A 21,337-nucleotide genomic window follows, 5' to 3' on the forward strand; every position below is an offset into this window, starting at 1 on the left:
CGGGTTGTCCACAGGGCAGGGGCCGACCGACCGGGAGGTCGATCGGCCCCTGCGGGTCGAGCGGGGTCGGTCAGTTGGCGTAGACGGCGAACTCGTAGAGGGAATAGCCGAAGGGGGTGGCTCGGGACTCGCCCCGCATGCGGATGTGGCGGGCCTCGGTGGTGGGGAAGGTGATCACGTCTGTGCCGCCGTCTCCGGTCGAGGTGGTTGAGACGTCCCGCCAGGTTCGGCCGTCGGGGGAGACCTGTAGGCGGTAGGCCTTGGCGTAGGAGGCCTCCCAGGCCAGGACTGCGCGGGAGAGGACCTTGGTGGCGCCCAGGTCCAGGGCGAGCCACTGGTTGTTGTTCCAGTTGCTGGCCCAGCGGGTGCGGGGGTTGTCGTCCACGGCGTTGCGGGCGGGGTTGAGGAGTTCGGCGCCGGAGGCGGTGGCCCTGGCGCCCCTGGCCAGGTTGGCGATGTCGTCGCCGCGGTGGGCGGGGAACTCGACGACCTGCTGGAAGGTGGGGCGGTTCTGCCAGCTGATCGGGTCCTGGGTGACGCCGCCGAGTGCGTTGTGGATGATCGCGTCGGCGCACCACTGGTCGCCGGGCTCGCAGTGGGAGTCGCCGGGGTAGACCTTGTCGGCGGGGGTGGCCGCGGCCTGCTTGAGGGTATCGAGGAGGACCTGCTTGCAGCGGTCCAGGTCACCGTCGCCGCAGAAGGTCCTGGCGAGCGGGGCCTGGACGGGGTCGCCCAGCACGGCGCGGAGGTCCTTGTGGACGAAGCCCCACCAACCGCCCTGGAAGGCCGAGCCGCGGTGGCTCTGGTTGTAGGAGGGGGACTCGTCGACCTTCTGGACGCGGGTCAGCCCGGTGAAGGCGGACTCGCCCAGACCCGGCTGGAACTGCCCGCGCACCAGCAGCGGCCACCAGGCGTCGAGCACCTTGATCGCGTTGGCGTGGGCGTAGGTCCGGCTGCCCTGCTCGGTCTCGGTGCGCAGGCTGCCGTCGGCGACCCACCGCTTGAGCTCGGCCACGGTCGCCGCGCTGGCGGCGTCGCCGTCGCCGAGCACGCGGAAGACCTCGGGCAGCACCCGCTCGGCGCGCAGGTCGGCCAGCGCGGCCTCGGCCATCGCCTGGGTCAGGTTCACCCGGTCGACCTTGCCGCCGTCGGCGATCAGCGCCTTGACCCTGGAGTCGAGCAGGTCGCCGCGGTGCACCGAGCCCCGGTCCAGGCCCGAGGCGGCCATCCCCGGCGCCTGGCCGTTGTTCCAGGAGATCAGGTAGTCCTGGTTGACGACGTTCGGGTGCTCCTCGGCCGGGGCGTAGTCGGCGCGGTTCGTCGCCGGGTCCCAGTTGTCCCAGTCGTAGTCGCTGTTGGCCAGGACCGGCATCCCCGGGTCGACCGTGGGCTTGCGCACCGGGTGCATGCCGGAGTTGAAGTAGGCGATGTCGCGCGAGTCGGCGTAGAACCAGTTGAAGTTGTAGGTCATGTGCGAGGCCGCGCGCTGGAAGTCCGCGGCCGAGGTCATCGCGTCCGGGTCGTTGAACTCCTGGAAGCCGATCACCGTGTCCAGCTCGTGCTGGTAGGTCGAGCGCAGCGTCGCGTAGGCGACGGGCTTGCCGCCGATAGTGGCCCGGTGCGTCACCGGGCCGTACTTCGTCCGGTAGGAGCGCAACGTGTAAGAGCCCGCTGGCGTGGTGCTGCCGATGGACGTCTTCCACGCGTTCTTGCGCTCGACGACCTCCATTGGCGTGCACGTGCCGCGCAGCATGTACGCGTTGCTGTCCTTGGTGACCGGGCTGCCGTCAGTGCTGCACAGGTCGACCGCGTAGGTGTCGGTGATGTCCTGCCCGGAGCTGGTGGCGCTCCACGAGTAGTCCTGGCCGCGGCCGAGCAGGATGTAGAAGCTGATGCCCGCGAACGACGCGCCCCGCGCGCTGATGCCCGGACCCTGCAACTCCTGCAGCATCAGCATCTGCGGCGCGTAGTAGCCGGTCTGCGGGCCGAAGACGGCCACCGGGTTGCCGCTCTCGGTGTGCGCGCCGGAGACCAGCAGCGCGTTGGACATCCCGCGCTTGTCCGACAGCAGGTCGCCGGGCAGCACCCCGTCGTCGAGGATGCCGCGCGCGGCCTCCAGCTCCTTGGGGGCGGCGGGCTGCTGGGCGGTCCCGGTCTCGGTGCGGTCGTAGACCAGCGGCTGCGAGGTCACCGAGCCCTTGTCCGGCATGGCCAGGCCCTGCGGGTTGTCCGGGGCCTTGGCGTACGGGAAGGACTGGCCGTTGTGGATGGTCTGGATGTGCTCCGGGTCGTCCTCGCCGCGGAAGCTCTTCCAGACCTTCTCGCCCTCGACGACGCCGTAGCGCTCCTGGATCGCCAGTTTCGCGATCGCGGCCTGCACCTCGCCGCCGCCACCGCCGCCGAACTGCGAGCCGATCAGCGAGGCGATCACGGCCAGGTCGGTGAGCTTGAACGGCTCGATCCGGCCCTTGTTCGTCAGCGCGTCGATGTGCCCGAGCAGCACGTACTCGCCGGGGAAGGACCGGCTGTTGTAGACCTCGGTGATGTACTGGTTGACCCCGTCGAGGTAGGAGCGGGCGTCGGCGATGGCCACTTGGCCGCGCGGGCTGGCCGCGGCGGCCTCGTCGACCTGCCGCTGCAACTCCTCCTCGGTGTAGGGCGCCTCCGAGAAGAAGCCCTGCTCCAGCGACTGGTTGGACGCGGCGCCGCCCGCGAACGGGGTCAACTGGCCGCGCCCGACCCGGCGCAGGACGTCCATCAGGAACAGCCGGTCCTGGGCGGCGGCGTAGCCCGCGCCGAACGTCGTGCCCGACCGGGTGGTCCCGTAGATGTGCGGGATGCCGGTGGCCTTCTCCCGGATGATGGTGACGTCGGCCCTGGGCTTCTTGGTGCTCTCCACCTGCTCCGGCGGCACCCCGAACGACGAGTCGTTGAGGAAGGTGTTGATCTTGTCGGTGGTCAGCGCGCCGCGCCCCTGCGCCAGGGCGTCGTACTTGCCGATCTGGTCGTCGAAGTGCTGCGGCCGGGTCCCGAGCACCCGGTGCGCCAGGATCTCGGTGAGCGTCGCGCTGCCGTTCTGGCCCGGGGTGAGGATGTCGTTGCACTGGCCGAGGCAGTAGTCACCCGGTGCGAACCCGACCGTCCTGGGTGGCAGCGGCACCTGCTCGGCGGAGGCCGACCCCGCCACCGCCAGCCCGGCGACCGTCGCGGCGACGAGCGCGCCTGCCAAAAAGCGGGACCGTGACCTCATCCAGGGGCTCCTCTGCGAGCAGGCGGGGGGACCGCCAACCTACTGCCGAGTTGGCAAATGAGGGAAGGCTTGGCCGTCGATCCCGCCGGGCCGTCCGAGCCGGGGCGTCCAGGCGGCCTCGACGGCGCGCGGGGGATTCTCCACCGACGTTCTCGGCACCGGCTGTCACGCGTGGTCACATCCGGCGGCCCCCGTTCACCTGGCTGTACACCGCGTCGCGTCATCCGCCGTCGCGGTGTGGTACTGCCGTACTGGGGCGGCGCTCTTTCCCGATCCTGGGCCGGTTCCCACGGTCGGGTGAGCACTCGGAGGGGTGTCCTGACTGTGGGTAACGGTCGCTCCGTTCGCGTAGTCGGGGGTTCCGTCTCGACCGGTGGGCCATTTGCTGAATCAGATTGGGCCGTCTGCCTGGGCCTCGTGAGCGCTAGCGGGCGAGTTCGCGGGCGCTTGCCGACGCGGGCGCCTTGTCGGTCGGCGCGGGGCGCCGCCCCGGATCGGAGACGACGTGGCCGGATCGGGCGACCCGGTCTCGTGGTCCCCCTTCGCCGTGGGTAACGGTTTCCGGGTGGGAGAGTGCACAGTGGTCAGTCGGTTCGGATGGCCGGTTCGGGGGGTGCCCTCCCGTTCGCACGGGTCGAGCGGGCGGAGGTGTGGGGGTGCCTGTTACTGTTTGCATTCTCTGTGCGGCGCATCGCGTTGTGCGGAGAAGATGATCCCGCCTAACTCGGCGGGACAGGTATTGTGTGAAGGGCAGTGACATGGCATCGGGTGTCGTGAAGTGGTTCAACGCCGAAAAGGGCTTCGGCTTCATCGAGCAGGATGGTGGGGGCCCGGACGTGTTCGTCCACTTCTCCGCGATCGCCGCTACCGGCTTCAGGGAGCTCCAGGAGGGTCAGAAGGTGACTTTCGAGGTCACCCAGGGCCAGAAGGGCCCGCAGGCGGAGAACGTCTCCCCCTCCTGATCAACGGCTGACGTGGCGATGGCAGCCCGGCGCACCGCGCCGCGGCCAGGCCATCGTGGAAGGCGCCGGGGCGTGGTGCGCGCGGTGGGCGGTGGGCTCAGGCCCGTCCCCGCGAGCGCGTAGCCGTTCCGGCGAGCAAGGCGAGACTTCCCGATCGGGGCGTCAGGACCGTGGCGACACGGACCTGGCGCCCCGTCGCCGTCTCCCGGGGCCGCCCGCTTTCCCGACGGTTCCACGACTAATCGGCCATGCGCCGATCGGTGGACAAATGACCGTTTCCCGAAACGGAACGGCGCGGGCAAACGATCATTGACCCATGCGAGCCAGGTCCGCCGCGGACACCGAGGGGATGGCGTGGCGGGTCCGCGTGCTCTCGGTGCGGGGCAGGGTGCTGGGCGCGGGCGTGCTCCTGGGCACCGAGCGGGTGCTGACCTGCGCGCACGTGCTCGCGGGCGAGACCGAGGTGGACGTCGACCTGATGGGCCACGAGGACCGGCCCAGGACCCGCGCCACGCTGGGCGAGCACGAGCCCGCCCACCCCGACCACCGCGGCGACGTCGCCGTCCTGCGCCTGCGCGAGCCGCAGCCCGCGGGCCACGGCGCCCGGCTGCGCCGGTCCGCGACCCCCCGGGGCAGGGCCGCCCGGGTCGCGGGCTACCCGGCCACCATGGAGAACGGGGTGGTGGCGAGGGTGCGCGTCACCGTGCAGACGGGGGTGGAGTGGCTGCAACTCGACGCGGTCGACGCGTTGGGCGCGCGGGTGCGGCCCGGGTTCTCGGGGGCGGGGGTGCAGGACGTCGAGACCGGGGACGTGCTGGGGATCGTCGTCAGCCACCACACCGACCCGGACCTGGGACTGGCGTGGATGGCCTCGACCGACACCGTCCTGCGGTACCTGCCCGAGGTCGAGCCGCACGTCGTCGGTGAGAGCGGGTTCGACCGGGGGTTCACCGACGCGCCGGGCGACGACGAGCGCGCGGAGGACTTCCTCGCCGCGCTGCGCCGCCTCGGCGCCGAGCCCGCCGTGCTCGTCGTCTTCGGCCACGACGTCGCCGTGGTGCGCCGGGCGGTGACGCTGTCGCTGAGCCGTTCGGGCACCGGCGGGGACGCGCCCGCGGTCGACCTCGCGGTGGACGTCGCCGGGCGGACCGCGGACGAGGTGGCGCGGCGGGTGGTCGACCGGGCCGGGCTCGCCGTGGCCCCGACCACCACGGCCGCGCGCAGGCTGGGCGCGGGCGCGCCCGCCCTGACCGCCGTGCTCGACGGGGTCGACGCCGCGGCCGACCCCGGCGACCTGCTCCGCGCGGTCGTCGGGCCGCTGGTCGAGGCGGGCTCGCGGGTGGTGCTCGGGTTCACCGACGCCGACGCGCCCGCACCAGCCGAGGTCCGCGCGCTGCAGGGGCGGGCGGTGGCGCTGCGGGCGGCCGCGCTGGAAGCGGTCGTCGGACCGGGGGACGTGGCGTTCGCGCTGGTGCGGGACCTGGCCGCGACCGACCCGAGCAGGGCCGACCGCTACCTGCGCACGCTGCGGCGCTCCCTGCCCGGGGTGGTCCGCGACCCGTTCGCCGACGACCTGCGCTACCTGGACGCGGTGCGGATGGAGGTCGTGGAGCTCGGCCTGGCCGAGGACCCGCACCTGGGCGGGCTGCACCGCCGCGCCCACGTCGCGCTGACCGAACGCGCCGTCGACCACGCCGCCGCGCGCGCGTCGCTGCGCGCGTTCGAGGCCGCCGTCCTGGCGCGCAGGAAGGAGGGGCCGCGATGACCCAGACCCGCTGCCAGTGGCCCGGCTGCGCGGGCGAGGTCGACGAGACGGGGTACTGCGACCTCGACGGCCACCCCGTCGAGCAGCGCCCCGCCCCGGCGCCGTCGCCCACCTCGGGGGACTCCTCGGCCCGGCGCGGCGCCGACTGGCTGCTGCCCCGCTTCGCCTTCCAGGACCCGGTGAGCCGGGTCATCGCCGACCCGGTCGCCCCGACCGGGCGCAACCGCCGCTGCCCGAACACCGCCTGCCCCGACCCCGGCTCGCTGCCCCCGGACCGCTCGACCGGCCACTGCCACGCCTGCGGCGCCCCGTACACGTTCCTGCCCACCCTCGCCCGCGGCGACGTGCTCAACGAGCGCTACCAGGTCGAGGGCCCCTTCGCCAGGGGCGGCATGGGCTGGGTCTACCTGGCCAGGGACACCCGCCTGCTCGGCGCCCCGGTCGTGCTCAAGGGGCTCATCGAGGACGACCCCGAGGCCACCGCGCACGAGGTCCGCAACCTCATCGACCTGGCCCACCCCAACGTGGTCCGGGTGCTCGACTTCGCCGCGCACGTCGACGCGCACACCGGGCAGGAGCGGCGCTACATCGTCATGGAGTACGTCGACGGCCTGGTGCTCAGCGAGGTGGCCGCCGAGGCGCACGCGGGCGGCACGCCACTGGGCGTGCCGATGACGGTCGAGCACGTGATCACCATGGGCCGCCAGGTCCTGACCGCGCTGGACTACCTGCACGGGCGCGGCAAGGTGTACTGCGACCTCAAACCAGCCAACGTGATCCTGCGCTCGGGCGCCGACGGCGAGCCGGGCAGCCGGGTCAAGCTCATCGACCTCGGCGCCGTGCAGGACGTCGCCGAGCGGGGCAGGTCGCTGACCATCACCGAGGACTTCGCCGTGTCCCGGGCCGAGATCGCCGAACGCGGCATGACGGTCCGCTCGGACCTCTACACCGTCGGCGAGACGCTGATGCGGCTGCTGGAGGCCAGCGCGGACCGCACCGGCTGGGGCGCGCCGGGGGTGGGGGTGGGCGTCGAGTCGTTCCGCCGCGTCTGCCTGCGCGCCCGCCACCCCGACTACACCCGCCGGTTCGCCTCGGCGGCGGAGATGTCCGACCAGTTGGCGGCGGTGCACCGGGAGATCGCCGCGCTGCGCGACGGGGTCGAGCGGCCCGGCGAGCCGATCTGGTTCGCGCCGGTGGCCGAGAGCTTCGACGGCAGGCTCGGCCAAGTCTCCACCCTGCTCGAGCCGGATGGGCGGCTGCACGCCTGCCCCGCGCCCGAGGAGACCGCCGACCGCCTGCCCGCGCCCGTGGTCGACGAGGACGACGACGCCGCGGGTTTCCTCGCGGGCGCGGCGGGCGACCCGCCGCAGCGGCTGCTGAGCAAGCTCGACGACTCCGGGCTGCGCAGCCCGGAGACCGCGCTCGCCCGCTGCCGGGCCCTGCTCGCCCTCGGCGACGTGACCGCCGCGGCCGCCGCGCTCGCCGACTCGGCCGCCCCCGCCCACGACTGGCGGGTCCGCTGGCACGCGGGCCTGCTGAACCTGGCCAGGGGCGAGGTGGCGGCCGCGCGCGGGGACTTCGACGAGGTCTACGCCGCGGTGCCCGGCGAGGACGCGCCCAAGCTCGCCCTGGCGTTCTGCGCCGAGGCCGAGGAGGACCTGGACACCGCCGCCGCCTTCCACAGCGCCGTCCGCGCGCGCGACCACGCCGTGGCCGCCGCCGCGTTCGGCCTGACCAGGATCTCGCTGGCCCGGTCCAGCCGGGAGCAGGCCGTCGCCCACCTGGCCGAGGTCCCGGCCCGGTCCCGCTTCCACGACGCGGCGGGCATCGCCGCCGTGCGCGTCTGGTGCGCCACCCTCGCCGACGGGTCCCGGCCGACCGCGCCGGACCTGGACCGGGCGCGCGCCCGGCTCGCCGGTCTCTACCTCGACGACGGCAACCCGGCGGGGCCCGCCAGGGAGGCGCTCACCGCGCTGGTGGAGCAGGCCGCCCTCGACGCCCTGCTCGCCGAGCGCCCCGAGCGGCCCGACGACCCCGGCGAGCGCGCGCTGCGCACCCGCCTCGAGGCCGCCTACCGCGCCCTGGCGCGGCAGGCCGAGACACCCCGGCAGCGGGGCGAGCTGGTCGACCTGGCCAACCGCCACCGCCCGGTCACCCAGTGGTGAGAGAGGACGACCGCGTGGACGCCACCCCCCGGTTCGAGGTCGAGATCGCGCAGAACAAGCACCTGCCGCCCACCGGGGCCGAGGTGCACGCGGCGGTCACCGTGACCGCCTCCGGCGCGGCGGTCCCGGCCGCGGGCGTGGCCCAGGTGATCGTCATCGACACCTCCGGGTCGATGGGCACCGCGACCAAGCTGGTCGCCGCCCAGCGCGCGACCCTGGCCGCGATCGACGCGCTGCGCGAGGGCGCCCTGTTCGCCGTGGTCTCCGGGCACACCGTGGCGGAGATGGTGTACCCGCCCACCGCGGCCATGGTCCCGGCCGACGCCGAGCACCGCCGCGCCGCCCGGCGGGCGGTGGCGCGGCTGTCGGCCAGCGGCGGGACCTCGATGGCCGACTGGCTCGACTTCGTCGGCCTGCTGCTGGCCGACCACCCGGACGGGGTCCGCCACGCCATCCTGCTCACCGACGGCCTCAGCACCCAGACCCCGGGCGAGCTGACCGCCGCGATCGACCGCGCGGCCCCGGTGTTCGACTGCGACGCGCGCGGCATCGGCGCCGACTGGTCGCCCGCCGAGCTGCTGCGGATCACCGCGGCGCTGCGCGGCAAGGCCGACGCGGTGCGCGGCACGGCCGAGCTGGTCGCCGACTTCGCCGCCATGACCGAGGCGGTCATGGGCAAGCTCGTGCCCGAGGTGCGCGTGCGGGTCCAGCCGAGCCAGTGGGCGCGGCCGCTGTTCCTCAAGCAGACCCACCCCACCGACGCCGAGCTGCTCGAGCAGGCGGACGGGCCCAGGGCGGTGGTGTACTCGACCGGGGCCTGGGGCGCCGAGACCCGCCGCTTCCACCTGGCCCTGGCCGTGGAGCGCGGCTCGTGGGACCTGGAGCAGGACCGCAGGGCGGCGGGGATCCAGGTGCAGGCGCGCGCGGTCGGCGGCGCGTTCGCCAAGGTCTCCGAGGTGGCGGCGGTCGAGGTGCGGTGGACGCGCAACGCCCTGCTGTCCAGCCAGGTCGACCCCAGCGTCGCCGACTTCACCGACCAGCGGGGCATGGCCGAGGCGGTCAACCGGGGCTGCGCCGCGCACCGGGCGGGCGACGTGCCCGGGGCCGAGGCGGCGTGGCGGGAAGCGGTCGTGCTGGCCGCGGGCCTGGGCCACGCCGAGATGCTGGACCGGCTGCGCAACCTGGTCGACATCACCGGGGACCCGCTCGACGGCGTGGTCCGCGCCCGCCCCGGCCTGACCGCCGTCGACATGCTCGCCGCCGTGGTGGGCTCCTCGCACTCCAGCAGCATCCACCCCGTCGTCCCCCGCGCCCGCCCGTCCGGGCCCCGGCGGACCAGGCGCTGCGCCAACCCGGCCTGCGCCGCCCCCGAGAACCCGTCCACCGCCGCGTTCTGCGGCGCGTGCGGCACCGCCCTACCCGAGGAGACCGCGTGACCGACCTCGTCCAGTTCCCCCTGTCCAACGGCGGCTCCGTGCTCGTCGAGGTCGACGCCGCGCACCGGATCGCCCCCGCGGGCCGCGCCGCCGACGTGCTCGACCGGGCCCGCGCCAGCCTGGAGGACGCGCTGTCCGGTGTGGTCGGTGCGGCGGAGGCGGCGCTGCACCGCTTCCGCGACATGGACAAGGCCCCGGACGAGGTGGAGTTGAAGTTCGGGGTGAAGCTGGACGTCGAGGCGGGGGCGTTCATCGCGAAGACGGGGGTGCAGGGGCAACTGGAGGTCAAACTCCGGTGGCGCCGCGATGACAGCATCGTGCCGGAGGAGGTGGAGGAGTCGGCGGAGTAGGCGCCGTCAGTCGCGGTAGGGTTCGTCGGGGAGGGCGCTCCGGTCCTCCATAGTGGACAAAGCCGTGTCGTGGGCTCGCGACAGCGAGTTGTCCGCGCGCATCCGGTCCAGGACGCCGTTGGTGAAGCGGACCAGGTCCCGCCTCTCGGGATCGCCGCTGAGGGAGATGGCGGTCGTGCCCTCCGCGTCCCGGTAGGGCAGCACCCTGGTCCCGGGGTCCTGCAGGCGGAAGCCCGCCAGGATGACGGTGTCGGTGGCGATGGCGTCGACCAGGCCGCGCTGCAGCAGGGGCAGGCACTCGCTGGTGTCCTGGACCGTCACCGGGCGCAGCGGGGTCTTCCCCTCGACGACCTGGCGGTCGCGAATCTCGATCATCTCCGCGCTGTTGGTGGTCTGGTCCCCGGAGCAGACCACGCTGCCGCCCAGGTCGTCCGGTCCCTGGGCGTCCTCCTTGAACCCGTCGCGCACCATCAGGCCGCTGCGGGTGGTCAGGTACGGCCGCGAGTAGGCGATGCCGAACTGGGTCACCCGGGTGCAGGTGACGGTGACGTCGGCCAGCACCATGTCGACCTGCGGCACCTCCTCCACCGTCGCGTCCCTGGCCCTGACCTCCCGGTTGGGCTGGGTGTCCAGCGACAGCAGCCGTTTGCCGGTGGGCATGTTCACGAACCGCAGCGACTGCTCCCAGCGGTCGCCGAACAGCGCCCGGGCGATCGCGTTGGCGATGTCGACCTCGTAGCCCGACATCTTCCCCGAGACCTGGTCGCGCCTGCTGAGCAGCAGCGCCGTCTGGCTGACGCCGACCACCAGGTACCCCTTCTCCCGGATGGCCCGCACCGTCGGCCCGTCCGCGTCGCCCGGGGTCGGGCGCCAACTGCGGGTCTCGTCGCCGCAGTCGCGCAGCGGGTCTTCCTTCGTCGGGTTCTCCTTGTACCCCTTGGGGTAGGCGACGGGGTCGAGCTCGTCGACGAGCGCGCGGTCGGTGGGGGTCGCGGGGGAGGGGGCCGCGCAGCCCGCGAGCGCGGCGCAAACCAGGGCGAGGGCGGCCAGGCGCTTCACCGGTACTCCTCCAGCCGGGGCCGCATACCCCAGTACACCGAGCCCGCCGCGAGCAGCGCGCCGAGGGCGAGCACCCAGGCGAGCGGGGCCGTCCACCTCCACGCTGAACCGGCCGCGGCGGTGGCCAGGGTCCTGTGGTGGTCGATCACCGCGGAGACGGCCGCGTCGAAGGCCACGTCGTCGGTGGTGTGCAGGCCCTCCCGCGGGTTCACGATGATGGCGGTCATCTCCTTGTGGTCCAGCGAAGGGTCCAGCGGCCGGGTCATCGGCTCGGCTGTCTCGCGCCACTGTTCGAGTGCCTCCCTCGCCGTGCCCAACAGGTCCCGCTCCGCCTCGACGTGCGCGCTCGCGGCCGCCAGCCGTTCGCCCGCCTTCCTGAACAGGTTCGCCAGGCCCTCGCGGTCGCCCAGGGCGGGGAACGCGACGATCCGCGCCTCCTGCCCGTCGGCCTTCCTGGCCTCGTTGCGGGCCTCCGACAGCGGGACCACGACGTCGGCCAGCAGCGCCGTGCTCGTGCCGACCCGGCTCGAGGCCACGACGGTGCCTGCGAGGACGACGGCGCCGAGGAGGATCACGACGGCCGTGGCCGCCAACAGCCCGCGGTTGTTCCTGCGCCGCGTTCGCTCGCGCACGATCCGCTGTGCCCACACCATCCCGGCGACGCCCGCGACCAGGAGCGCGTAGAGGAACCACGGGTGCGCGACCCCGTCCTCGAGGCCGTCGACCATCGCCGCGCGCTGCTCCTGGTTGGCCCGCTCGGCCGCGGGCAGCAGCGTCTCCTGCATCAAGTACGACGCCTGCGCCAGGTAAGAGGTCCCGACCGGGTCGCCCGCCGCATTGCCCACCCACCCCACCTCGACCAGCCGGGAGTACTCCGGCAACAGGTCGACCAGCGTCGTCAACCGCGCGCCCGGGCAGTCCTCGGCGCACCCCGCCGCCGCGGACTCGGCCCGCCGCAACGCGTCGTGGACCTCGAACAGGTCCTCCCGGAAGCGCTCCTTGGCCTCGGCGGCCCGCTGCGGGTCGACCAGCAGCGCGTTGAGCGAGGCCGCCTCCGCGTCGGCCAGCGCCCGGTAGACGTCCAGCATCGCCGCGCTCAGCGTCCCCCGGTCGGCGATCGCCTCCCCCAGCGCGTCCTGCCGGGCCGCCAGCCCGAGCACCCCCACCACCCCGACCAGCAGCGCGCCGACGACCCCCGCGACCGTGATCCGCGCGAAGACCAGCCCGGTCCGCCGCTCCCCGCCCCGCTCGATGGTCACAACTGGGAGTCGGCGCTCGTGCGCGCCGCGTTACTCTCCCCCGTGCGGGTGAGGCCGGTCAGTCATTGTCCATAGTGGACTAGGCCGGGTCGAAGGCGTAGCCCATGCCGCGGGCGGTGCGGATGTGGGTGGGGCCGATCTTGCGGCGGAGGGTGCGGACGTAGACGTCGACGATGTTGGAGCCGGGGTCGAAGTCGTAGCCCCAGACGTGGGAGAGGATCTGCTCCCGGGACAGGACCTGGCCCTGGTGGCGGAGGAACAGCTCCAGGAGGGCGAACTCCCGGGCGGTGAGGTCCACGCCCGCGCCGTTGATGTCGGCGCGGCGGGTGCGCAGGTCCAGCGAGACCGGGCCCGCGCGCAGCACGGTGGTCTCGGCGACGAGTTCGGTGCGGCGCAGGCGCAGGCGGATGCGGGCGAGGAGTTCGTCGAAGCGGAACGGCTTGGGCATGTAGTCGTCGGCGCCGCCCTCGAGGCTGGCCATGGTGGTGTGCGGGGAGGCGTGGGCGGTGAGGATGATGACCGGGGTGGTGTTGCGGCGCTCGCGCAGGGTCCGCAGGACCGACAGACCGTCGCGGCTGGGCAGGCCCACGTCGAGGACCACCAGGTCGTACTGGTCGCTGAGGGCGTGGTTGAGCGCTTCCTCGCCGTCGCCCACCACGGTGGTGGTGAAGCCGTTGGCGGACAGGCCCTTGCGGACGAAGGACGCGATGCGCTCCTCGTCCTCGGCGATCAGGATGCGGGCCACTGCGGTCCTCCGGGGTGGGCGGGCGGGACGGGGATCTCGACGGTGAAGCGGGCGCCGCGGCCCGGGGCGGACTCCAGGTGGACCGCGCCGTGGTGGGCCTCGGCGATCGCGCGGACGATGGCCAGGCCGAGCCCGGCGCCGGTGCGGTGCGCGCCCGGCCCGCCCGAGCCCCGGCTGAACCGGCGGAAGATCGCCTCGGCGTCCTCCGGGCGCACGCCGGGGCCGCTGTCGGCGACCCAGAACAGGACCGAGCCCGGGCGCACCGCCGAGCCGACGAGGATCTCCGCGCCGACCCGGGTGTGCTGCACGGCGTTCTGCGCGAGCTGCACCAGGGCCTGGGTGATCCGCTGGCCGTCGAGTGGGCACTGCCCCTCGCCGATCGCCTCCAGCCGCCAGCGCCGCTCGCCGACCGTGCGCACCTTGGCGTAGATGTCGCTGGTCAGCTCGGTGACGTCGGTCAGGCCCGCGTTCACGAAGTCGGGCTGCTCGGCCTTGGCCAGCAGCAGCAGGTCGGTGACGATGCGGTTCATCCGGTCCAGCTCGTCGGTGCACAGCCGCACGGCCTCGGCGCGCTCCACCGGGTCGTCGTCGAGCAGTTCCAGGTGGCCGCGCACGATCGTGATGGGGGTGCGCAGCTCGTGCCCGGCGTCGTCGAGGAAGCGGCGCTGGGTGGCGAACGCGCGGTCGAGCCGGTCGAGCATGGCGTTGAACTGCTCGGCCAGCGCGGCGACGTCGTCGCGGCCGTCCACCGGGATGCGCCGGGTGAGGTCGTGCTCGGTGATCTCCGCGGCGGCCCGGCGCACCAGCCGCACCGGGGCCAGGATCTGGCCCGCGACGAACCAGGCCGCCGCGCCCGCCAGGACGACCCCGAGCAGGCCGACCAGCAGCAGGGTGCGCACGGTGGAGTTGACCTCGGCGCGGTCGCGGTCGATGAAGTAGCCGACGACGAACGCGCCCCGGTCGCCGGACGCGGCGCCCACCGCGTCCACCCTGATCCAGCGCATCTCGCCCGCGGGCGTCGCGGCCGTCCCGCTGGTGGTGGGCGCGGTCAGGATCGGGTCGAGCACCTCGGGGTGGTTGCCCAGCCGGAACGGCTCCTCGCGGGCCTGCAGGATCGGCCCCGCAGGCGTCCACGCCACCGCGACCTCGTCGTCATCGACGTACTGGCGCGCCAGGTGCGCCGACAGCGCGGTCCGCACGTCGGGGAACGGTCGCCCGGTGCCCCGGTCGATGCCGACGGTCAGCACCTGCCGCAGCTCGGCCGCCTCCTGCTCCAGGGCGGAGTTGACGTCCCGGTCGACCTCGCGCAGCAGCAGGTTGTAGGTGACCAGCGTGGTCGACAGCGACACCACGGTCACGAGCAGCAGCAGCCACCCCATGATCCGCACGCGGGCGGGGGCGCCGCGCCTGCGGTGGCGCGCGTTCCCGACGACGGGCAGCGGCTCAGTCGTCACCGTCGCCGCTCTCGCCGTCGTCCTGGTCATCGTCCACATCGTCGTCCCAGTCATTGTCCCAGTCGTCGTCCCAGTCGTCGTCGCCCGGCGGCACCGGGGCGGGCGGTGGGACGACCACCGGGCCGCCCGTCGGCGTCACCGGCGGCGGGGTGGGGTCGCCCAGGGGCGGGACGGGGTTCTCCTGGAGCCTGACCTCGACCGGCACCGCGGGGGCGGGCGGGTCCGGCAGCGCCCAGGTGGCCAGCGCCGCGCCCAGGGGCAGCGCCACGGCGGCGACGAGCAGGAGGGTGCGGGGGAGTGCGGCCATGCGCTCGACCTTCCTCGGCGGCGGTGTGGGCTGGATGAGGCGAAGATGAGGAAATCTTCATCGAACAGTGGCCACCGGGGAAATCGGGGCGGCCAGCCGGGTGCCGACCAGCACGATCCGCAGCACCCGCTCGGCGGCGTCGGCCAGGAACTCCGCGCCGCGCAGTATCGCCTCGTCCAGGCCCACCGGCCCGGGCTGGATGGCCTGGAAGGCGTCGATGCCGATCGCGTAGGTGCTCTCCGCGTCCAGGCCGATGCGCCCGGCGAGGGCGATGACCGGCTTGCCGTGCGCCTTGGCCCGGCGCGCCACCTCGGCGGGCACCTTGCCGTGCGGGGTCTGCGCGTCGATCGTGCCCTCCGCGGTGACCACCAGGTCGGCCGCGGCCAGCCGGGCGTCGAGGTCGAGGTGGTCGAGCAGCACGTCGAACCGGGGCAGCAGCGGGGCGCCGAGCACGCCCAGCAGGCCCGCGCCCAGGCCGCCGGAGGCCCCCGAGCCGGGGACGTGCGCCACGTCCGCGCCCAGGTCGCGGCGCAGCACCTCGGCCCAGGTGTCCAGCGCCCCGGCGAGCTGTTCGACCTGCTCGGGCGTGGCGCCCTTCTGCGGGCCGAACACCCTGGCCACCCCGCGCGGCCCGCACAGCACGTTGTGCGGGTTCACCGCCAGCCGGATGTCCACCCGCGCCAGCCTGGGGTCCAGCCCGGACACGTCGATCCGGTGCGCCCGCGCCAGCTCCGCCCCGCCCGCGCCCAGCTCGCGGCCCTCGGCGTCGAGCACCCGGGCGCCGAGGGCGGCCAGCGCACCCGCCCCGCCGTCGGAGGTGCCCGAGTCGCCGCAGCCGACCAGGATCGATTCGCAGCCCGCGTCGAGCGCGGCGACGACCAGCTCGCCCACGCCCCGGCTGGTGGTGCGGCCGGGGTCGCGGTGCGCGGCGGGCACCAGGCGCAGGCCCGCGGCGGCGGCCATCTCGACCACGGCGGTGCGGCCGTCGCCGAGGATGGCGAAGTGCGAGTGCACCGGCAGCCCGATGGGCCCGGTCACGACGGTGTCCACCACGTGCCCGCCGGTGCTGCCCGCCAGCGCGACGGCCGAGCCCTCGCCGCCGTCGACCAGCGGGACGCGGTCGATCTCGGCGGTGGGGACGACCCGCAGCACACCCTCGGCGATGGCGTCGGCGGCGGCTTCGGCGCCAAGGCTCTCCTTGAACCCGCTGGGCGCGACGACGATCTTCATGGTGTTCCTCCGGGGGTCGGTGGGGCGGGTCACGGGACGAGCGGCAGGCCCAGGGCGGGCCAGACGAGCAGGGCGAAGGCCACGACCAGCGCCCCGTGCAGCGGGGCGAGCACCGCGGACAGGCGCAGCAGGTCGCGGGGGGAGTAGGTGGGCACGCCGTCGAGGTCGGAGAACAGCGCGACGGGCTTGGCCGAGGAGGTCAGCGTGTGGCAGAAGCCCGCGGCGGCGGTGGCGGCGAACACGACCGCGGCCGGGTCCAGGCCGGTGGCCAGCGCCAGCGGGATCACCACCGGCACCAGCACCGACGAGCGGGCCGAGCGCGACTGCACGGCCAGGTGCGCGGCGGTGCTGACCACGACGACGACCAGCAGCACCACCCAGGCCGGGGCGGCGCGCACCGGCGACAGCGCGGCGTCGGCCAGCCACCCCGCCGCCCCCGAGGCGACCAGGGCGCTGCCGAGCGCGGCCGTCGCGGCGGTGAACAGCAGCAGCGACCACGGCACCGTCTTGAGCGCGGCCCCCGGCGTGACCTGGTGCGGCCGCACGGTCATCGCCAGCGCCCCGACCAGCCCCACCAGCGCGGGCGGCAGCCCGTGCAGCGGCTCGGTGCACCACAGCGCCAGCACCACCCCGACGGTCGCCGCGGCAAGCTTCTCCACCAGTGTCCAGGGGCCCTTGGGCGGGAACAGCCCGCGCAGCGCGAACCGGGCCCGCCGGTCCTCCCGCGTCGTGAACAGCCGCAGCACCACCTCGACGGACAGGTGCGAGGCGACCACCGCCAGCGGCAGCCCCAGCAGCAGCCAGCGGACGAAGCCGATGCCCTCCCCGGTGGCCTGCTGGAGCAACTGGTCCGCCACCAGGTGCGCCCCCGCCCCGATGAGCGTCGACACCGCCGACAGCAGCACCACAGTCGGGAACAGCACCGCCAGCGCCCGCACCACCCGCGGCATCCCGGCGAGAACACCCGCCAGCGCGGTGAACACCGGCACCGCCAGCGCCGCGCGCCCCGAAGTCGACGGGACGGCCAGCGAGGACACCACCAGTGCCACGGCGAGCAGGTGCGCCAGGCCCCGCACGGACCGCGCCCGGGCGGGCAGCACCGCGACGAACCGGTCCACCAGCCCGGAGCGGGTCAGCCCCGCGGCCAGCACGAAGGCGGCGATGAGCAGCCAGACCAGGTCCGCCCCCAGCGTCGCGAACAGCTCCGCCGGGGCCAGCACCCCCGCCACCGCCAGCAGGCAGACGGCGGCCAGCGCCACCCACGTGTCATCCAGGTCCGTCAGCACCCACGCGGCCACCGCGGCGGCGAACACGGCCAGCACCACGGCGCCGTCGAGGCCGGGACCGCCGGGCAGCAGCGCCGCCCCGGACAGGCAGGCCACCACGGCGGCGACGACCACCAGCCGCTTGGGCACCGGCCGCCGCCTCGGGGGCGGGGTCGGCGCCAAGCGCCGCGTCGGCCGCTCTGGCCGTGTCGTGTAGACGAAGCTGGTCACGGTTGCCAGCTTGTGGCCGGCCCCTGAGCGTTCGGTGAACGCCGCATGAGGACGTCTTCATCATCAAATCGCGTGATCCCGGCTCGGGGGCGTGTTAGGTTCCCGCTTGCCCCGACCGGGTTCGGGGCACTCATGGAGGAGATCGGCGGTGATCGCCCGGCTCGAGACCGGGAGGGCGCGGGTTCGAATCCCGCCTCCATGTCCCTTGGTGTGGCTCAGTGGGAGAGCGCCCGGCTGTGGACCGGGAGGGCGCGAGTTCGATCCTCGCCACCAAGTCCAGGACAGGTGGGGAGTACATCGTGGACGATCGTGAGCCTGGTGCCGGGCCGGTGCACCCGTACGCCTGGGGGAAGCTGGACCAGGCGCTGGCCCGGTTGTCCAGCGACAGCGGGGCGGACGCCCTCGCCAAGGTCCGCCAGTGGCGCGACGTCGTGGCGGGGATCGCTGAGGGACGGGTCGTGGTCGGCTCCCGCGTCCCGGTCGCAGGCGTCCCGGCGTGGGTCACACCGGAGGTGGCGCACGGCGGGTTCGCGACCGGCGCGCTGCTCGCCGAGGTCGCCCCCACCGACACCGAGCTGGCCGCGGTCGGCGACACCCCGGGCTCGACCGCCCGGGAGCGGGTGAACCTCTGGCACCTGGGCGACGAGGGCCAGGCCCGCCTGCTCGCGGCGTTGGCCGAGGGCCGCTACCGGGTCGAGGTGCCAGAAGACGCCGCTTTGGCCGTGGTGGCGCTGCTGTTCGCGCGCGGCCACGACGCCGAGGCGGTCGGGCTGGTCGCCGAGCTGGTGCCGTTCCTGCACCGCCTGCGGTTCACGCCGCTGCCCGCCCCGGTCGTCCGGACCTCCGGGACGGCTGTGCGGTTGCGGACCGCCGCCGACGTCGCGCACACCCTGCGCCACGTCCAGGTGCCCGGGCCCATCGCCGCGATGCGGGCGACCCTCGGCGTGTGGACGCCGCTGTACGACCGGCTCGTGGCGCTGTGGTGCGAGACGGTCGACGGTCCACTGCCGACGCTGGACGCCGGGGCCGTGGTGGGCGGGTGGCCCGCCACCCGGTCGCGCCCCGGGTGGGCCGAGGAGCGGGCGCGGTGGATCGCGGACTTCGACGCGGCGCGCCGCGAGTACGGGTTCACCGGCAGGCACAGCCACCCCAGGAGCAACTTCGCGCGGCTGCGCGAGGCCTTGCTGCGCACGCCCGACCCGGCGGGGCTCGACCGCCGCGAACTCGGCTGGGTCCGCCGCGCGTTGGCCAACACCACCGCCAAGAACGGTGTGCCCGGCTCGGCCGCCCGCGACCGGCTGCGCGCCGTCCAGGCCGAGGTCGTCGCCGCGCCCACCCGGGCCGCTGTCGCCCACGTCGTGGCCCGGCGGGTGGAACGCCTGCCCGGCGAGTCGGGCATCGCCGTGCTGGAACCGCTGCTGGTCGAGGTCCGCGCGGGGGAGGGCGACGCGCCGGAGGGCACGCCGGTGCCGGACACGGTGGCGGGCAAGCTCGAACGCGCCCTGGAGGCGCCGATCGACGAGCTGGTGCGGCGCGGTGTCATCGGGTCGGCGGAGACGCTTGCCGCCGTGCTGCCGCAGTTGACCGCGCGGATGACGGCCGCCTCGTTCACCGACCCGGTCGCCGCCGGGGTGCACGAGGCGCTGTACCTGGCGTTCCGCCGCAGGCGCGGGCTCCTGCTGCTCGACCTAGGTCGTGTGTCGGAAGCCCATGTCCGCGATAGCCGCGCCGGAGCGGCCCCTGACGGCACGGGGCAAAGGCACCGGTACAACACCGGTACCGGCACCTCCACCCCGCACCGCCAGGAACCACCCCGATCACGACTCTCATCGAACGGACTCCCGAAACACGACCTAGCGCACCAGGTGCGGTTCGAGGAGCTGCCGTGGGCGCGGGCGCTCGAGGTGTTCCGCGCACCGGGCCCCGACCACAAGGCCGCCGCGCTCCGGGTGCTCGGGGAGTCGGTCCTGCTGACGCTGACCGCGTTCCCGCACACCATCACCCCCAACCCGCTGGTCGCCGAGTTCGCCGTGCTGGCCAAGCGGGCGGGCCTGCGGCTGCCGCTGGTGGAGGAGGTCGCCGCCGACATCTTCGAGCGGACCTTCACCGCCAAGTGGCGGGCGGCGGCGACCGTGGCGAGCACCGTCATGGCCGACACCTTGTACGCGCGGTACTACGACCTGCCGCCAGCGTCCTACTGGGACACACCGCCGCCGAAGCGCGAGCGGTGGCGGGGTCGCGAGGAGCCTGACCCGTTCACCGCTCTCTGCGAACGCCGTACCCGGGAAGCGGCCAACGACGGCGACGACACCGCGGGCAACGGCGCCATGCTCGAACAGAGCCAGATCCTCACGACCCACAACCTCGCCGTCCTGGTGGACGCCCTGCACCTGGACGACCGGGTCCGCGAGTTGGCCCCCGACCTCGCCGCCCGGACGCTGCGCTGGGTGGTGCGCGAACTGGCCCCGCGCACCGTCTCGCACCACGCCTGCCTGATCCAGGCCAAGAACGCCGCCTACGCCTGGCGCCAGGCGATCTTCCTGATGAGCTTCTGCGACCCCGAGACCCAGGAACGCCTCGTGACGGCCACCGCCGTGGCCGGGTCAGACCTGGCCGGGCGCCTCGACAACGCGGTCGCAGGGCTGCGCCACGCCGTCCAGGGCGGCCGGTTCAGCGTCGACGGCTTCGCCCCGGACGGGCGTTCCCGGCGCTTCCTCGGGTGGACCCGAGGACAGCACTGGGCGACTACCCCACCCGGCTGACGAGGTCGCGGGCCGCCGCGGGCCAGTCCGGGTGGTTGAACGTGAAGCCCGCTTCCCGCAGGCGGCCCGGCACCACCCGGCGGCTCTTGAGCAGCAGTTCGGTGTCCGACCGCAGCGCCCAGGCGCCCAGTTCGGCCATCCAGGCGGTCGCGGGCAGGCCGATCGGGACGCCGCAGGCGGCGCGCAGGGCGCGCATGAAGTCCTTCTGCGGCAGCGGGTTCGGCGCGGCCAGGTTGACCGGGCCGCTGATGTCGCTGTCCAGCAGGAACAACACGGCGCGGGAGAAGTCCTCCTCGTGCATCCACGACAGCCACTGCCTGCCGCCCGCGACCGGGCCGCCGAGGCCGAGGCGGGCCATGCGGCGCAGCACGTCGAACGCGCCGCCGGGGGCCGGGCTCATCACGATCGACGTGCGCAGCGCCACCTGGCGGGTCGACGGGGTGTGCGCCGCCGCCTGCTCGGCCTCCCACTCGGTGGCGATGCGGACGCTGTAGCCCCAGTAGTCCGGCACGCCCGGCTCATCGCCGCCGATGACGCCGGTCGCCTCGTCGTTGGGGGCGTCGTGCCGGTGGGCGTAGATCGTGGCGGTGCTCATCTGCAGCCACACGGCGGGCGGGCGCCGGGCGGCGGCGATCGCCTGGCCCACGACCCGGGTCGAGTCGATGCGGGAGGCGAGCATCTGCCAGAGGTTGTCCTTGGTGTAGCGGCAGCCGACGCTGCGGCCCGCGAGGTTGATCACCGCGTCCGCGCCGTCGACCTCCGCCGCCCACGGGCCCAGCGCCTTGCCGTCCCAGCGCACCCCGCCGGAGCGGCCGATCACCACGACGTCGTGCCCGGCGGCGGTCAGGTCCCGGCTCAGGAACTGCCCGACGTGCCCCGTCCCCCCGGGAATCACGATCTTCACGGCTACCCCCTCGTATCCGTCGACACTCACCAACGGTACGCCGAACGCCACCCAGGGTGCTGTGATCCGCCTCAACCGAGCGGTTGTCGTGGCCGATTCACCGACCGCGGCTCGTTTTGGTCTGGAAGGTGAACTCGGTGATGACGCCCACTTCCCGTGGGATGACCATTAGGTTAGCCTAACCAAGCTGACC

At 74.2% G+C, this 21,337-nt stretch carries 15 protein-coding genes and 2 tRNA genes; 8 read left to right on the plus strand and 9 right to left on the minus strand.

Features of this window, described 5'->3' with window-relative positions:
* Nucleotides 1-70: 70 nt before the first annotated feature.
* Nucleotides 71-3,250 (minus strand): penicillin acylase family protein, encoded by a 3,180-nt coding sequence (locus GCL84_RS02605; RefSeq protein ID WP_156753699.1) that lies wholly within the window; start codon nucleotides 3,248-3,250, stop codon nucleotides 71-73.
* A 758-nt stretch (nucleotides 3,251-4,008) separates the two neighbouring features.
* Between GCL84_RS02605 and GCL84_RS02610 the strand changes: the two genes are divergently transcribed.
* From GCL84_RS02610 to GCL84_RS02630, 5 genes are all read left to right on the plus strand, one after another.
* Entirely contained in the window at nucleotides 4,009-4,212 is a 204-nt protein-coding gene (locus GCL84_RS02610; RefSeq protein WP_156753700.1) for a cold-shock protein, read from the plus strand.
* 316 nt (nucleotides 4,213-4,528) lie between these two features.
* On the plus strand, nucleotides 4,529-5,977 hold the full coding sequence (locus GCL84_RS02615) for a S1 family peptidase (RefSeq protein WP_156753701.1): 1,449 nt from the start codon (nucleotides 4,529-4,531) through the stop codon (nucleotides 5,975-5,977).
* Nucleotides 5,974-8,142, plus strand: a complete 2,169-nt coding sequence (locus GCL84_RS02620) for a serine/threonine-protein kinase (RefSeq protein WP_156753702.1) — start codon at nucleotides 5,974-5,976, stop codon at nucleotides 8,140-8,142. Before GCL84_RS02615 ends, GCL84_RS02620 begins: the two co-directional genes overlap by 4 nt.
* Nucleotides 8,143-8,156: 14 nt before the next feature.
* Nucleotides 8,157-9,578 (plus strand): VWA domain-containing protein, encoded by a 1,422-nt coding sequence (locus tag GCL84_RS02625; RefSeq protein ID WP_156753703.1) that lies wholly within the window; start codon nucleotides 8,157-8,159, stop codon nucleotides 9,576-9,578.
* The gene (locus tag GCL84_RS02630; protein WP_156753704.1) at nucleotides 9,575-9,928 is read left to right on the plus strand and encodes a CU044_2847 family protein; all 354 of its coding nucleotides are present in this window, start codon (nucleotides 9,575-9,577) and stop codon (nucleotides 9,926-9,928) included. The genes GCL84_RS02625 and GCL84_RS02630 overlap by 4 nt, the downstream gene beginning before the upstream one ends.
* A 6-nt stretch (nucleotides 9,929-9,934) precedes the next feature.
* Here GCL84_RS02630 and GCL84_RS02635 read toward each other — a convergent pair whose 3' ends face one another.
* From GCL84_RS02635 to GCL84_RS02665, 7 genes are all read right to left on the minus strand, one after another.
* Nucleotides 9,935-10,987: a type 2 periplasmic-binding domain-containing protein gene (locus tag GCL84_RS02635; RefSeq protein WP_156753705.1), complete on the minus strand. Its 1,053-nt coding sequence runs from the start codon at nucleotides 10,985-10,987 to the stop codon at nucleotides 9,935-9,937.
* Nucleotides 10,984-12,246, minus strand: a complete 1,263-nt coding sequence (locus GCL84_RS02640; protein WP_156753706.1) for a hypothetical protein — start codon at nucleotides 12,244-12,246, stop codon at nucleotides 10,984-10,986. The genes GCL84_RS02635 and GCL84_RS02640 overlap by 4 nt, the downstream gene beginning before the upstream one ends.
* A 79-nt stretch (nucleotides 12,247-12,325) precedes the next feature.
* Nucleotides 12,326-12,991, minus strand: coding sequence for a response regulator transcription factor (locus GCL84_RS02645; protein WP_156753707.1), 666 nt, complete (start codon nucleotides 12,989-12,991; stop codon nucleotides 12,326-12,328).
* A complete protein-coding gene (locus GCL84_RS02650; RefSeq protein ID WP_156753708.1) occupies nucleotides 12,976-14,475 on the minus strand; it encodes a sensor histidine kinase in 1,500 nt (499 codons plus the stop codon). Before GCL84_RS02650 ends, GCL84_RS02645 begins: the two co-directional genes overlap by 16 nt.
* Nucleotides 14,435-14,752, minus strand: coding sequence for a hypothetical protein (locus GCL84_RS02655; protein ID WP_156753709.1), 318 nt, complete (start codon nucleotides 14,750-14,752; stop codon nucleotides 14,435-14,437). Before GCL84_RS02655 ends, GCL84_RS02650 begins: the two co-directional genes overlap by 41 nt.
* Nucleotides 14,753-14,809: 57 nt before the next feature.
* On the minus strand, nucleotides 14,810-15,982 hold the full coding sequence (locus tag GCL84_RS02660) for a glycerate kinase family protein (RefSeq protein WP_156753710.1): 1,173 nt from the start codon (nucleotides 15,980-15,982) through the stop codon (nucleotides 14,810-14,812).
* 29 nt (nucleotides 15,983-16,011) lie between these two features.
* Nucleotides 16,012-17,478 carry an SLC13 family permease gene (locus GCL84_RS02665; RefSeq protein WP_156753711.1) on the minus strand — a complete coding sequence of 489 codons (1,467 nt, stop codon included), beginning with the start codon at nucleotides 17,476-17,478 and terminating at the stop codon, nucleotides 16,012-16,014.
* A 131-nt stretch (nucleotides 17,479-17,609) separates the two neighbouring features.
* Here GCL84_RS02665 and GCL84_RS02670 point away from each other — a divergent pair.
* The 3 genes from GCL84_RS02670 to GCL84_RS02680 all read left to right on the plus strand — a co-directional run bounded on the left by GCL84_RS02670 (nucleotide 17,610) and on the right by GCL84_RS02680 (nucleotide 20,240).
* Nucleotides 17,610-17,680: transfer RNA gene (locus GCL84_RS02670), tRNA-Ser, on the plus strand.
* 2 nt (nucleotides 17,681-17,682) lie between these two features.
* A tRNA-His gene (locus tag GCL84_RS02675) sits at nucleotides 17,683-17,757 on the plus strand.
* Nucleotides 17,758-17,777: 20 nt separating this feature from the next.
* A complete protein-coding gene (locus GCL84_RS02680) occupies nucleotides 17,778-20,240 on the plus strand; it encodes a hypothetical protein (protein WP_156753712.1) in 2,463 nt (820 codons plus the stop codon).
* Here GCL84_RS02680 and GCL84_RS02685 read toward each other — a convergent pair.
* A complete protein-coding gene (locus tag GCL84_RS02685; RefSeq protein ID WP_156753713.1) occupies nucleotides 20,224-21,144 on the minus strand; it encodes a TIGR01777 family oxidoreductase in 921 nt (306 codons plus the stop codon). The genes GCL84_RS02680 and GCL84_RS02685 overlap by 17 nt on opposite strands.
* Nucleotides 21,145-21,337 lie beyond the last annotated feature (193 nt).

This window comes from Actinokineospora pegani, from assembly GCF_009745975.1.
Lineage (GTDB): Bacteria > Actinomycetota > Actinomycetes > Mycobacteriales > Pseudonocardiaceae > Actinokineospora > Actinokineospora pegani.